Consider the following 12,652-nt stretch of genomic DNA (forward strand, 5'->3'; position numbering starts at 1 on the left):
AGGGCCTCATCCGGCTCGGGTGGCGCACCTCCGCGATCACGCGCTATGATCATCACACAGCGAACGGCCGGAACAACCCCGGTACGAACGCCGCGCGTTGGTGGTCCAAGTCAAGACGCCCCGCTTCCTGCGGGGAAATGCAGGTGCAATCCCTGCCCAGCGCTCCAGCACGAAGGCCGCTCCGGTTCAACCGGGGCGGCCTTCGCCGTTCCCGGCCTACTCCACCGGTGTCACCGAGGTCCCGCACCGCAGCGCCCGGTCCGGCCCGGCCTCCCGTACCGGCCCGGTCAGCCGCAGCCGGGTGGTGTGCCGGACCTCCGCGCTGGACGGGCCGAGCCGCAGCTCCAGCAGCCCCGGCTCGACCACTCGTACGCCCGAGACCCCGGTGAAGGACGCCAGGTCGGCGTGGAAGGCGAAGGTGACGCGGCGGGCCTCGCCGGGCGCCAGCCCGACCCGCCGGTAGCCGACCAGCCGGACGTCCGGCCGGGTCACCGAGGCCACCGGGTCGTGCAGATAGAGCTGGACCACCTCCGCGCCCGCCCGGTCCCCGGTGTTGCGCACGGTCACCGTCACCTCGTAAGAGCCGTCCGTGCCGGTCTCCGCCTCCGGCGGGCCGAAGTCCGTCCAGGCGAAGGCGGTGTACGACAGGCCGTGGCCGAAGGGGTGCAGCGGGGTCGGGTCAAGGCTGCTGACCTCGCTCGCCAGGCCCAGCGGCGGCTGGAGGTAGGTCCACGGCTGGCCGCCCGGCGTACGCGGCACGCTCACCGGCAGGCGCCCGGAGGGGTTCACCCGGCCCGCCAGGACCCCGGCCAGCGCCGGGCCGCCCTCCTCGCCGGGGAAGAACGCCTGCACCACCGCGCCGAGCCGCCCCGCCCAGCGGCCCAGCGCGTAGGGGCGCCCGGTGAGCAGCACCAGCACCACCGGCGTACCGGTCGCCACCAGCGCGTCCAGCAGCTCGCCCTGGACGCCGGGCAGTGAGAGGTCGGCCGCGTCGCAGCCCTCGCCGGAGGTGCCGCGCCCGAACAGCCCGGCCCGGTCGCCGAGCACCGCCACGCACACGTCGGCCTCCGCCGCGCGGGCCACCGCCCCGGCGAACCCGGAGGAGTCCGGGTCCGACACCCCGCACCCTTGCGTGAACGTGACCTCGGCGTCCGGGAGTTCGGCCCGCAGCGCCTCCAGCACGGTCGGGATCTCGATGCCCGGCGCGACACCGGGGTGGTGGGGGAGGACGTGGGCCGGGAAGGAGTAGCAGCCGAGCATGGCCAGCGGGTCGGCGGCGCGCGGGCCGACCACCGCGATGCGGGCGCCGGGGCTCAGCGGGAGCAGCTCCGCCGGGTTCTCCAGCAGGATCACCGACTCCTCCGCCAGCCTCCGGGCCAGCGCCCGCCCCTCGGGGGAGTCCAGGACGACGGGACCGGCCGGCTCCGGGTCCCAGTCGGGGTTCAGCAGGCCCAGCGCGCACTTCTGGAGCAGCACCCGGCGGGCCGCCCGGTTCACCAGGGCCTCCGGGACGCGGCCCGCCTCGACGGCGTCGGTCAGCGAAGTGCCGTAGCAGTCCACGGTGGGCAGCTCCACGTCCACGCCCGCCTCCAGCGCCAGGTGGGCGGCCCCGGCGCGGTCCTCCGCGAGCCGGTGCTGGGTGCGCAGGAAGCCGACGCCGAAGTAGTCCGCGACCACCGTGCCGGTGAACCCCCACTCCTCGCGCAGCACCCCGGTCAGCAGCCGGGCGTCGGCCGAGGCGGGCACCCCGTCCGTCTCGGTGTACGCGGCCATCACCGACCGGGCCCCGCCCTCGCGCAGCGCCAGCTCGAACGGGGGCAGCGTCACATCGGCCAGCTCCCGCGCGCCCGCCCGCACCGGCGCGAGATTGCGGGCGCCCGCCGAGGCCGCGTACCCGGCGAAGTGCTTCAGGGTGGCCACGATTCCGGCCGACTCCAGCCCGCGTACGTAGGCGGCGCCGACCGTGCCGACCAGGTACGGGTCCTCGCCGATCGTCTCCTCCACCCGGCCCCAGCGTGCGTCGCGGACCACGTCCAGCACCGGGGCGAGGCCCTGGTGGACGCCGGCCGCGCGCAGGTCACCGCCGATGCGGGCGCTCACCTCGGCCACCAGCTCCGGGTCGAAGGAGGCGCCCCAGGCGAGCGGCACCGGGTAGGCGGTGGCGCCCCAGGCGGTGAACCCGGCCAGGCACTCCTCGTGGGCGAGGGCGGGGATGCCGAAGCGGTTGGCCGCGGCGATCCGGCGCTGGGCGGCGGCGAGGGCACGGGCGCCCTGCCCGGCCTCGACCGGGGCGGTGCCGAAGGAGCGGGTGAGCTGGCCCAGGCCGTGCGTGATCAGCTCGTCCCAGTCCGGCACCGCGCTCATCTCGCTCTGCAGCGGGGCAACTTCGCCGCCGTCCGGGCCGGCGCCCACCCAGACGCCGTACAACTGGGCGGTCTTCTCGCGCAGCGTCATCCGGGACAGCAGGTCCTCGACGCGTTCGGCGGCGGGCAGGGCGGGGTCGCGCCAGGCGGCGGAGGTCATGGAACTCCTGTCGTAGGACGTGGGGAAGCCGGTCACTTGCCGCCCGCGCCCATCAGGCCGCCGACCAGGGTGCGCCGGGCCACCAGGTAGACGGCGAACACGGGGACGCCGGAGAGGACGACCGAGGCGAGCAGGGCGGGGATGTCCACGCCGAACTGGCTGACGTAGGTGAACAGACCGAGGGTCAGCATCCGGCTGTCCTCGGACTGGGTGAAGATCAGCGGGAAGAGGAAGCCGTTCCACGCCTGGAGGGACGCGTAGACCACCACGGTGCCGATGCCGCCCCGGGCCAGCGGCACGACCAGCCGGAACAGCATCCGGGCCGGGGAGGCGCCGTCCAGGGCCATCGCCTCGTACAGCTCCTCGGGGATGTCCCGCAGGGTGCCGGTGAGGACCAGCACCGAGACCGGCATGGCGAAGGCGGCGGTCGGCAGGGCGACGGCGAGCAGGCTGTCGTAGAGGTTCAGCTTGGTGATCATCAGGTAGAGCGGGATCACCACCGCCTGCGCGGGGACGGCCACGCCGAGCAGGAACAGCCGGAAGGCGCCGCCCGACCAGAAGCCGCGGGTGCGCACGGTGACGTACGCCAGCGGGACGCACAGCACCAGGACGATCCCCACCACGAGGGCCGCGACCAGCACGGTGTTGGCCAGGAAGTGGCCGAAGCCGTTGTCCAGGACGGTGCCGTAGTTGGCCAGGGTGGGGTGGCGCGGCGGGCGGAGGGCGTTGGCGCCGAGCGCCTCGTCCTGGCGGGTCAGGGAGACCGAGACCATGACGTAGACCGGGACGAGGACGACGGTGAGCCAGATCACCGCGCCCAGGCCCGCGAGCGGGTTGGCCGGGCGCCTCACGGCGTCACATCCCTTCCCGGGTGCTGCGCATGGCGCCGAAGCCGGTCACCCGGACCAGCAGCAGCGACAGCGCGGTGGCGGCCACGACGAGGAAGGACGCGATGGCGCTCGCGTAGCCGAAGTCGTAACTCTTGAAGCCCGCCTCGTACATCAGGTACGGCAGGATCGCGGTGTCGGTGCCGGGGCCGCCCTGGGTGAGGATCAGCACGGTCTCGAAGTAGGTCAGCGAGCCGACCACCATCAGCACCAGCGAGGTCGCCGCGGTGTTGCGGAGCTGGGGGAGCGTGATGGAGCGGAACCGGCGCAGGCGTCCGGCGCCGTCGATCGCGGCCGCCTGGTAGAGCACCTCGGGGATCTGCCGGGCGCCGCCCTGGTAGATCAGGGTGTGGAACGGGATGAACTGCCAGCCGCCGACGAAGACCAGGGCGAGGAACGCCCCGGAGGTGGTGCCGAGGGTGTCGCCGGGCACGATGCCGAAGTTGGGGTCGAGGAGGGCGTAGAACAGCAGCGAGACGGCGGTCGAGGAGAGCAGGAACGGGACGAAGAAGACCGCCGAGAGCACTGCCCGGTTGCGCTGCGGGCCCGCCGCCCAGACGCCGAGGAGCAGGGCGGCGGTCGTCTGGAAGGCGCAGCTCACCACGGTCAGCGCGACGGTGACGGCCAGCGAGCGGGTCAGCCGGCCGTCGGTCAGCAGGGCGTGCCAGTTGGCGAGTCCGGCCGGGCGGGGCTCGCCCAGGCCGTTCCAGGAGGTGAAGGACAGCCCGAACGCCAGGGCCATCGGGACCAGGGCGAAGAAGCCGAAGAACAGCACGGCGGGCAGCGCCCAGGAGGGGTGCGGGCGTCCGGCGCCTCGCTGGTGGCTCACTTCAGCTCCTTCAGCGCCGCCACGAATCGCTCCGGCGACGACTTGCCGACGAACAGCTTGTTGACCTCGGTGAGCATCGGGGTGGCCGCGTCCGGGTCGACCGCCTGGTCCCAGCTCAGCGTGAAGGCGGGGGCCTCGCGGACCATCCGGTACTGGAAGCGGGCGAAGTCGGGGCTGGGGGAGGCGTCCAGGAGCTTGTCGGCACCGGCGGTGGCGGGCACGTCGCCGTTGGCGATCAGCTCGCGGGCGTAGGTGTCCGAGGCGCAGGTCCGCAGGAAGGCGAGCGCGGCGTCCTTGTTGCGGGTACGGGTGTTCACGGACCAGTAGTTGGTGGGGTTGCCGACCACGTTGCGGATGTCCCCGGCACCGCCGTCGAACTCCGGGAACGCGCACCAGCCCAGGTGCTTCCGGGCGAAGTCGGGGAACTTGCCGAGCTGGGTGGAGTACTCCCAGGACCCCATCAGATGCATCGCCGCCTTGCCCTTGGCGAGCGCCGCCGGGGCCCCGCCGTTGGTGTACGCGACCGAGCTGAAACCCTTGCCGAAGGCGCCGTCGTCGACGAGTTCGCGTACCGTCCGGGCGGCCTTCAGCACGGCGGGGTCGCCCCAGCCGGCCGGGTCGCCGTTCTTGACCCGGTCGAAGACCTCCGGGCCGCCGATCCGGTCCACCAGGTACTCCAGCCACATGAGTTCGGGCCAGATGTCGGCGCCGCCGAGGGCGAACGGGGTGATCCCGGCCTTCTTGAGCCTGGCGTTGTTGTCGAGGAGCTGGTCCCAGGTGGCGGGCGGCTTCAGGCCGTGCTCGGCGAACAGGGTCTTGTTGTAGAAGAGGACCACCGGCTGCATGCCGCGCATCGGGATGCCGTACTTCCGGCCGCCGAGCGCGCCGGCATCGAGGACCGAGGGCAGGAAGCCGTCCTTCAGCACCGGGTCACCGGCGATGGTGCCGGTGAGGTCGAGGATCTGGCCGGCCTCCCGGTACGCCTTGATGGAGCCGCCGCCCCAGTTGAAGAACACGTCCGGGGCGTTGGGGGAGCCCATCGCGGTGCGCAGCTTGGCCGGGTACTCCGCGCCGGGCACCTTCTCCAGCTTCAGGCTGCCCTTGGTCTCGCGGGCCGCCGCCGAGGAGTTGAACCGGGAGACCGCCTTCGCCTGCACCTTCGCCGCGTCGTCGCCGTACACGAACGCGGTGAGGGTGCCGTCCGAGCCGCCGGAGCCGCCCGAGCCGCAGGCGGTGAGCCCGGCGGCCGAGACGAGGGCGGTGGTGCCCGCGCCGAGGAACCAGCGTCTGCTGTAGGTCTCCATGTGCCGGGCACCCCTCACGATCGCGATCGAAAGTTTCGAGCGACAACTCGAATGTTCCGGGAACGTAAGGCCGTCCTGAGGGTTCGTCAAGGGGTCGCGCAGGGCTACGATCACGGCCATGGAACCGCCGAAGACCGCAGCGAAGCGGAGCGCCACGCTCGCCGAGATCGCCCGAGAGGCCGGGGTGTCGGCTCCGACTGTTTCGAAGGTGCTGAACGGCCGGGCCGACGTGGCCGCGGCCACCCGTACCCGCGTCGAGGAGCTGCTGCGCACCCACGGCTACCGGCGCAGGCGGGCCGAGGTGACCCGCTCCCCGCTGATCGACCTGGTCTTCCACGAACTGGAGAGCGCCTGGGCGATGGAGGTCATCCGGGGCGTGGAGAACGTGGCCCGCGACGCCGGGCTGAGCGTGGTCCTCTCCGAGAGCGCCGGGCGCCTCACACCGGGGCGGACCTGGGCCGACCAGGTGGCCGGACGCCGGCCGCACGGGGTGATCCTGGTGCTGTCCGGGCTCGACGCGGCCCAGCAGGCCCTGCTGACCAGCCGTTCCGTACCGTTCGTGGTGATGGACCCGGCGGGCGATCCGGGGGCCGACGTGCCCTCGGTCGGCGCCACCAACTGGCAGGGCGGGCTCGCCGCCACCCGGCATCTGATCGACCTCGGCCACACCCGGATCGGCGCGATCGGCGGGCCCTCGCGCATGATGTGCGCCCGCGCCCGCCTCGACGGCTACCGGGCCGCGCTGGAGACCGCCGGGCTGCCCGCCGACCCGGCGCTGATCCGGGAGGGCGACTTCCACCACGAGTCCGGCCACCGCCTCGGCCTCGACCTGCTCGGCCGCCCCGACCGGCCCACGGCCGTCTTCGCGGGCAACGACCTCCAGGCGCTCGGCCTGTACGAGGCCGCCCGCGAACTCGGGCTGCGGGTACCGGAGGACGTGAGCGTCGTCGGCTTCGACGACCTGCCCGTCGCCCGCTGGGTGGGGCCGCCGCTCACCACCGTGCGCCAGCCGCTGACCGAGATGGCCGAGGCGGCGGCGCGGCTGGTGCTGGAGCTGGGACGAGGAGAGCGGGAGCGCACGGCGACCCGGCTGGAGCTGGCGACCAGCCTGGTGGTCCGGTCGAGCACGGCGGCACCCTGACGGCGTTTCGAAACTTTCGGAGCGGCTAGGCCGGGTGCCCGATCAGCATGGTCGGCGCGCCCGCCACGCGGGTCATGAACACGGTCGCGGCATTGGGCCCCTGCGGCTTGACCTTCCGCCGCAGCTCCTCCGGCTCCACCGCCGAGCCGCGCTTCTTCACGGTCAGATTGCCGACCCCGCGCTCCCGCAGCAGCGCCTTCAGCTTCTTGACGTTGAACGGCATCCGGTCGGTGATCTCGTAGGCGGTGGCGTACGGGGTCGGGCGGAGTTCGTCGGCGGTGATGTAGGCGATCGTCTCGTCCAGCAGGCCGCCGTCCAGCTCCTCGGCGACCTCCGCGACCAGATGGGCCCGGATCACCGCGCCGTCCGGCTCGTACAGGTACCGGCCGGGCGTGCGGACCGCCGGGTCGGGCAGGCCCCAGCCCTGAAGGGTGCGCGGGCCGGGGAGCAGGGTGGCGCGGACACCGCCCGGTGCTCCGGTGCCGAACCAGAGCACGGCCTCCTTCACGTCACCCCCGTCCGAGATCCACTCCGCCTCGGCCTCGGCGGGCACCGCCTCGTGCGGGATGCCGGGCGCGATCTTCAGGGCGGCGCGGGGCGCGGCGAGCGCGGTCGCCACGGCCCAGGACAGGGGCGGTGAGTACGCCTCCGGGTCGAAGATCCGGCCGCGTCCGCCACGCCGGGCGGGGTCCACGAACACCGCGTCGTATCCGGCGGTGCCGACCTCGGTGACGTCGGCCTCGCGCACCTCGATCAGGTCGCCGAGGCCCAGCACTTCGGCGTTGGCCCGCGCGACGGCCGCGGTCAGCGGGTCCCGGTCCACCGCGAGGACCCGGATGCCCGCGCGGGCCAGGGCGAGGGCGTCGCCGCCGATCCCGCAGCACAGGTCGGCCACCGAGGTGACCCCGAGCGCCCGCATCCGCTCCGCGCGGTACGCGGCCACGCTCGCCCGCGTCGACTGCTCGACCCCGTTGGGCGTGAAGAACATCGCCTGCGCGTCCTCCGCACCGAACTTGGCCTCCGCCCGCTGCCGCAGCCGGGCCTGGCCGAGCGCGGCCGAGACCAGCCCCGCCGGGTGGGTGCGGCGCAGCCGGGTGGCCACGGCGAGTTCGTCGGCCGGCGCGGTGCCGCGCACCTCGTCGAGGAGGGCCCGGCCCTCGTCGGTGCGCAGCGCGTGGAATCCCTGGAGGGCGGAGAGCTGGTCGTTCACCGGCTCATTGTGGGCCAGTCGGTGGACCGTACGCCTCCGGCGGCGGTGTCGGGCCGGGATCGGGGCGGGGTCCTGCCAAGATCCGGCACCATGCGACATGTAGGACAAAATGACAAATTCCGGGCCAGTTCCCGGTCCCTGGCCGTGCGCTGCTCGGTCGCCGCGCTGGCCACCGCCGCCGTACTCACCGGCTGCTCGGACGCCGGCTCCTCCGGCTCCGCCCCCGCCGGGCAGGGTGGCCCCGCCAAGGCCCCCGACGCCGCCTCGGCCCGCCTCGCGGAGCAGCGCCGCATGGTGGCCGCGGCCCGCAAGTGGCGGCTCGACCAGGTGCCGCTGGCGGCTCCGGCCCCGCCGAAGGTCAAGCCGAGGATCACCGCGCGCGCGGGCTTCGAGGTGGACCACCAGGAGGACGAGAACCTCCCCCCGGTCTTCACCACCGTCCCCACCGACAAGAAGATCGTCTTCCTCACCATTGACGACGGCGCCGAGAAGGACCCCCGGTTCCTTCAGATGATGCGGGAGCTGAAGGTCCCGTACACCGCCTTCCTCAGCGACTACCTGGTGAAGGACGACTACGGCTACTTCCGCAAGAGCCAGGCGTACGGCAACACGCTCGACAACCACACCCTGACGCACCCGTACCTGCCCGGCCTCTCGTACGAGCAGCAGCGCCAGGAGATCTGCGGCATGCAGGACATCATGGAGAAGCAGTACGGCAAGCGCCCCGAGGTGCTGCGCCCGCCCTACGGCGACTACAACCAGGACACCCTGCGCGCGGCCAAGTCCTGCGGCATCAAGTACGCGCCGATCTGGAACGAGGAGGTCTTCGTCGACCACTGGGAGTACCGCGAGGACGACAAGCAACTGCGCAAGGGCGACATCGTCCTCACCCACTTCCGGGGCACCGACGAGTGGGACGGCACGATGGTCGACGACATGCGCCGCTTCCTCAACAAGGTCACCCGCGAGGGATACGCCGTGGCTCGTCTGGAGGACTACCTGTGAGGCGCGGGGCGCGGCCGGCCCACCGTGCGGCACGGGCCCTCGCGCTCGCCTCGGCCGCACTGCTGCTCACCGGCTGCGCCCAGTCGGTCGACCCCATCGAACGCCTCGGCAAAAAGGCCGCGCAGACCGTCCGCCACTCGGCCCGCCCCCTCTCGGTCCGCACAGGGACGCGCGCGGTGGACCACGTGGCCACGACCGACCGGGTCGTCTTCCTGACCTACGACGAGGAAGCCGTACGCGACCGAAGACTGGCCACCCTGATCGGCGAACTCCACCTCCCGGTCACCGTCTTCACCCACGCCGAAGCCCCCGCCCACTGGCGCGCCAGAACCACCCGCCACGGCCTCGCCTACCGGGGCACCCCCGAACACCTGACCCCCGGCGACATCATCCGCATCACCCCGGACGGCGAGGGCGGCCTGGCCGGGCGCACGGCGCGAGTGCTGAAGGAGGCCCGGGAACGGGGCCTGACGCCGGGAAAGCTGACCGACTACCTCTAGGCACTCCAGCCCGTCCGGCGCTTGAGGACGAGGCCCGTCCAGGGCCGAAGCGGGGGGCCCGGGGGCGGCAGCCCCCTGGACGGCACGCGGTCCAACGGCACAGTGAAGCCAAGCAAAACAGGCACCCATCCCCGACGCGCCGCACGGCAATTGGCACTCCGCTTGACCGAGTGCTAACCCCGGTCATAGTCTCGGCACTGGCACTCGGCACGCGAGAGTGCCAACAAAGCGACGGGCAGGTCCGGCACCCGCGACGACGGATCGACCTGGTCGCCACCTCAGACAGTCAACCCCGTGAATTCTCAGAAGGGGGAGGTCGGATCGTGACGACCGCCAGCTCCAAGGTTGCCATCAAGCCGCTCGAGGACCGCATCGTGGTCCAGCCGCTGGACGCCGAGCAGACCACGGCCTCGGGCCTGGTCATTCCGGACACCGCGAAGGAGAAGCCCCAGGAGGGCGCCGTCCTCGCCGTCGGTCCGGGCCGCTTCGAGAACGGCGAGCGCCTGCCGCTCGACGTCAAGGTCGGCGACATCGTGCTGTACAGCAAGTACGGCGGCACCGAGGTGAAGTACAACGGCGACGAGTACCTCGTCCTCTCGGCCCGCGACGTTCTCGCGGTCATCGAGAAGTAGTTCACCCCGAAGCATCTGCTTCACCACTGCGCCCCTGGTTCCCGCGACCGTAACGAAGCCGGGCGGCCGGGGGCGCAGGCACATCCACCCAGATTTTCCGAGAGGGCTCCCGCTGTCATGGCGAAGACACTGAAGTTCGACGAGGACGCCCGTCGCGCCCTTGAGCGCGGCGTCAACAAGCTGGCCGACACGGTGAAGGTGACGATCGGCCCCCGCGGCCGCAATGTCGTCATCGACAAGAAGTTCGGCGCGCCGACCATCACCAACGACGGTGTCACGATCGCCCGTGAGGTCGAGATCGAGGACCCGTTCGAGAACCTCGGCGCCCAGCTCGTGAAGGAGGTGGCGACCAAGACCAACGACATCGCGGGTGACGGCACCACCACCGCCACCGTGCTCGCCCAGGCCCTGGTCCGCGAGGGTCTGAAGAACGTCGCCGCCGGCGCGTCCCCGGCCGCCCTGAAGAAGGGCATCGACGCCGCCGTCAAGGCCGTCTCCGAGGACCTGCTCGCCTCCGCGCGCCCGATCGACGAGAAGTCCGACATCGCCGCCGTCGCCGCGCTGTCCGCCCAGGACCAGCAGGTCGGCGAGCTGATCGCCGAGGCCATGGACAAGGTCGGCAAGGACGGTGTCATCACCGTCGAGGAGTCCAACACCTTCGGTCTGGAGCTGGACTTCACCGAGGGCATGGCCTTCGACAAGGGCTACCTGTCCCCGTACTTCGTCACCGACCAGGAGCGTATGGAGGCCGTCCTCGACGACCCGTACATCCTGATCAACCAGGGCAAGATCTCCTCGATCACCGAGCTGCTCCCGCTGCTCGAGAAGATCATTCAGACCAACGCCTCGAAGCCGCTGCTGATCATCGCCGAGGACGTCGAGGGCGAGGCCCTGTCGACCCTGGTGGTCAACAAGATCCGCGGCACCTTCAACGCCGTCGCGGTGAAGGCCCCCGGCTTCGGCGACCGCCGCAAGGCGATGCTGCAGGACATGGCCGTCCTCACCGGCGCCACCGTCATCTCCGAGGAGGTCGGCCTCAAGCTCGACCAGGCCGGTCTCGACGTGCTGGGCACCGCCCGCCGCGTGACCGTCACCAAGGACGACACCACGATCGTCGAGGGCGGCGGCAACGCGGCCGACCTCACGGGCCGCGTCAACCAGATCAAGGCCGAGATCGAGAACACCGACTCCGACTGGGACCGCGAGAAGCTCCAGGAGCGCCTCGCCAAGCTGGCCGGCGGCGTGTGCGTGATCAAGGTCGGCGCCGCCACTGAGGTGGAGCTGAAGGAGAAGAAGCACCGTCTGGAGGACGCCATCTCCGCGACCCGCGCCGCGGTCGAGGAGGGCATCGTCTCCGGTGGCGGTTCCGCGCTGGTCCACTCCGCGAAGGTCCTCCAGGACGGTCTCGGCAAGACCGGCGACGAGGCCACCGGCGTGAGCGTCGTCCGCAACGCCGTCGTCGAGCCGCTGCGCTGGATCGGCGAGAACGCCGGCCAGGAGGGCTACGTCATCGTCTCCAAGGTCAAGGACATGGAGAAGGGCCAGGGCTACAACGCGGCCACCGGCGAGTACGGCGACCTGGTCAAGGCCGGCGTCATCGACCCGGTCAAGGTCACCCGCTCCGCCCTGGAGAACGCCGCCTCCATCGCCTCCCTCCTCCTCACGACCGAGACCCTGGTCGTCGAGAAGAAGGAAGAGGAAGAGGCCCCGGCCGGCCACAGCCACGGCCACTCCCACTAAGGCAACAGCCCTTTAGGGCACGCGACTTCGCCCCGCCGGGTTCTCCTGGCGGGGCGAAGTGCTGTCCCGGCTCCGGGTCGGCCTTGGTCAGCGCGGCCCGTACTTGCGCCCCGTGCGGGCGCTGATTCCGCCCAGGAGGTTGCGGGGGGCGATCTTCGCCAGGCCCATGAGGGTCTTGTAGCGGGGGTCGGGGATGGAGACGGTCTTGTTGCGGGCGAGGTCGGTCAGGGCGGAGGCGACGAGTTTGTCGGCGTCGAGCCACATCCAGCCGGGGATGTTGTCCGTGCCCATGCCGGCCCGTTCGTGGAACTCGGTGCGGACGAAGCCGGGGCAGAGCGCCATCAGCCGGACCCCGGTGCCCGCGAGGTCCTTCGCCGCGCCCTGGGTGAACTGCACGACCCACGCCTTCGAGGCGCCGTACGTACCGCGCGGGACGAAGGCCGCCACCGAGGCGACGTTCACCACCCCGCCGCGCCCGCGCTCCCGCATCGCCTCCGCGGCCGCCGAGGTCAGCCGGAGCACCGCCTCGCAGTGGACCTTGATCATGCGCAGCTCGTCGGCCATGGAGACGTCGAGATAGCGGCCCTTGTTGCCGAACCCGGCGTTGTTGACCAGCAGGTCGACCGGGTGCTTGCGGTCACCGAGCCGCTCGGCCACCGTCTCGATGCCCTTGTCCTCGGCGAGGTCGGCGGTCAGCACCTCCGCCTCGATGCCGTGCCGGTCGTGCAACTCGGTCGCCTGCTCCCGCAGCCGCGCCGTGTCGCGCGCCACCAGCACCAGGTCGTGCCCGTCCGCCGCCAGCCGCCGTGCGAACGCGGCGCCGATGCCCGCGGTCGATCCCGTAATCAGAGCCGTTGTCATGGCCCAAGAGTAGGGCGGCC

General features: G+C 72.1%; 11 protein-coding genes. 5 read left to right on the top strand and 6 right to left on the bottom strand.

Features of this window, described 5'->3' with window-relative positions:
* Nucleotides 1-216: 216 nt before the first annotated feature.
* From E5083_RS01135 to E5083_RS01150, 4 genes are read right to left on the bottom strand one after another with little or no spacing between them, the layout of a single operon-like run.
* Nucleotides 217-2,523 carry a beta-xylosidase/alpha-l-arabinosidase gene (locus tag E5083_RS01135; RefSeq protein WP_135783704.1) on the bottom strand — a complete coding sequence of 769 codons (2,307 nt, stop codon included), beginning with the start codon at nucleotides 2,521-2,523 and terminating at the stop codon, nucleotides 217-219.
* Nucleotides 2,524-2,555: 32 nt separating this feature from the next.
* Entirely contained in the window at nucleotides 2,556-3,374 is an 819-nt protein-coding gene (locus tag E5083_RS01140) for a carbohydrate ABC transporter permease (RefSeq protein WP_135783705.1), read from the bottom strand.
* 4 nt (nucleotides 3,375-3,378) lie between these two features.
* On the bottom strand, nucleotides 3,379-4,239 hold the full coding sequence (locus tag E5083_RS01145) for a carbohydrate ABC transporter permease (RefSeq protein WP_244317346.1): 861 nt from the start codon (nucleotides 4,237-4,239) through the stop codon (nucleotides 3,379-3,381).
* On the bottom strand, nucleotides 4,236-5,543 hold the full coding sequence (locus E5083_RS01150; protein WP_135783706.1) for an ABC transporter substrate-binding protein: 1,308 nt from the start codon (nucleotides 5,541-5,543) through the stop codon (nucleotides 4,236-4,238). Before E5083_RS01150 ends, E5083_RS01145 begins: the two co-directional genes overlap by 4 nt.
* A 118-nt stretch (nucleotides 5,544-5,661) precedes the next feature.
* On the opposite strand from E5083_RS01150, the gene E5083_RS01155 reads away from it, so the two are divergent.
* The gene (locus tag E5083_RS01155; RefSeq protein ID WP_167513427.1) at nucleotides 5,662-6,684 is read left to right on the top strand and encodes a LacI family DNA-binding transcriptional regulator; all 1,023 of its coding nucleotides are present in this window, start codon (nucleotides 5,662-5,664) and stop codon (nucleotides 6,682-6,684) included.
* Between the two features lie 25 nt (nucleotides 6,685-6,709).
* Here E5083_RS01155 and E5083_RS01160 read toward each other — a convergent pair whose 3' ends face one another.
* Nucleotides 6,710-7,894 (bottom strand): class I SAM-dependent methyltransferase, encoded by a 1,185-nt coding sequence (locus E5083_RS01160; RefSeq protein ID WP_425276681.1) that lies wholly within the window; start codon nucleotides 7,892-7,894, stop codon nucleotides 6,710-6,712.
* Between the two features lie 90 nt (nucleotides 7,895-7,984).
* Here E5083_RS01160 and E5083_RS01165 point away from each other — a divergent pair, with 90 nt between their 5' ends.
* From E5083_RS01165 to groL, 4 genes are all read left to right on the top strand, one after another.
* Nucleotides 7,985-8,899, top strand: a complete 915-nt coding sequence (locus E5083_RS01165; RefSeq protein WP_135783709.1) for a polysaccharide deacetylase family protein — start codon at nucleotides 7,985-7,987, stop codon at nucleotides 8,897-8,899.
* Nucleotides 8,896-9,399 carry a hypothetical protein gene (locus E5083_RS01170; protein ID WP_135783710.1) on the top strand — a complete coding sequence of 168 codons (504 nt, stop codon included), beginning with the start codon at nucleotides 8,896-8,898 and terminating at the stop codon, nucleotides 9,397-9,399. Before E5083_RS01165 ends, E5083_RS01170 begins: the two co-directional genes overlap by 4 nt.
* A 323-nt stretch (nucleotides 9,400-9,722) precedes the next feature.
* Entirely contained in the window at nucleotides 9,723-10,031 is a 309-nt protein-coding gene (gene groES, locus E5083_RS01175) for a co-chaperone GroES (RefSeq protein WP_135783711.1), read from the top strand.
* 117 nt (nucleotides 10,032-10,148) lie between these two features.
* Entirely contained in the window at nucleotides 10,149-11,771 is a 1,623-nt protein-coding gene (gene groL / locus E5083_RS01180; protein WP_135783712.1) for a chaperonin GroEL, read from the top strand.
* A gap of 87 nt (nucleotides 11,772-11,858) precedes the next feature.
* Here groL and E5083_RS01185 read toward each other — a convergent pair whose 3' ends face one another.
* Nucleotides 11,859-12,632: an SDR family NAD(P)-dependent oxidoreductase gene (locus tag E5083_RS01185; RefSeq protein WP_135783713.1), complete on the bottom strand. Its 774-nt coding sequence runs from the start codon at nucleotides 12,630-12,632 to the stop codon at nucleotides 11,859-11,861.
* Between the last annotated feature and the right edge of the window lie 20 nt (nucleotides 12,633-12,652).

Source organism: Streptomyces bauhiniae, from assembly GCF_004784475.1.
In the GTDB taxonomy this organism is placed as follows: domain Bacteria; phylum Actinomycetota; class Actinomycetes; order Streptomycetales; family Streptomycetaceae; genus Streptomyces; species Streptomyces seoulensis.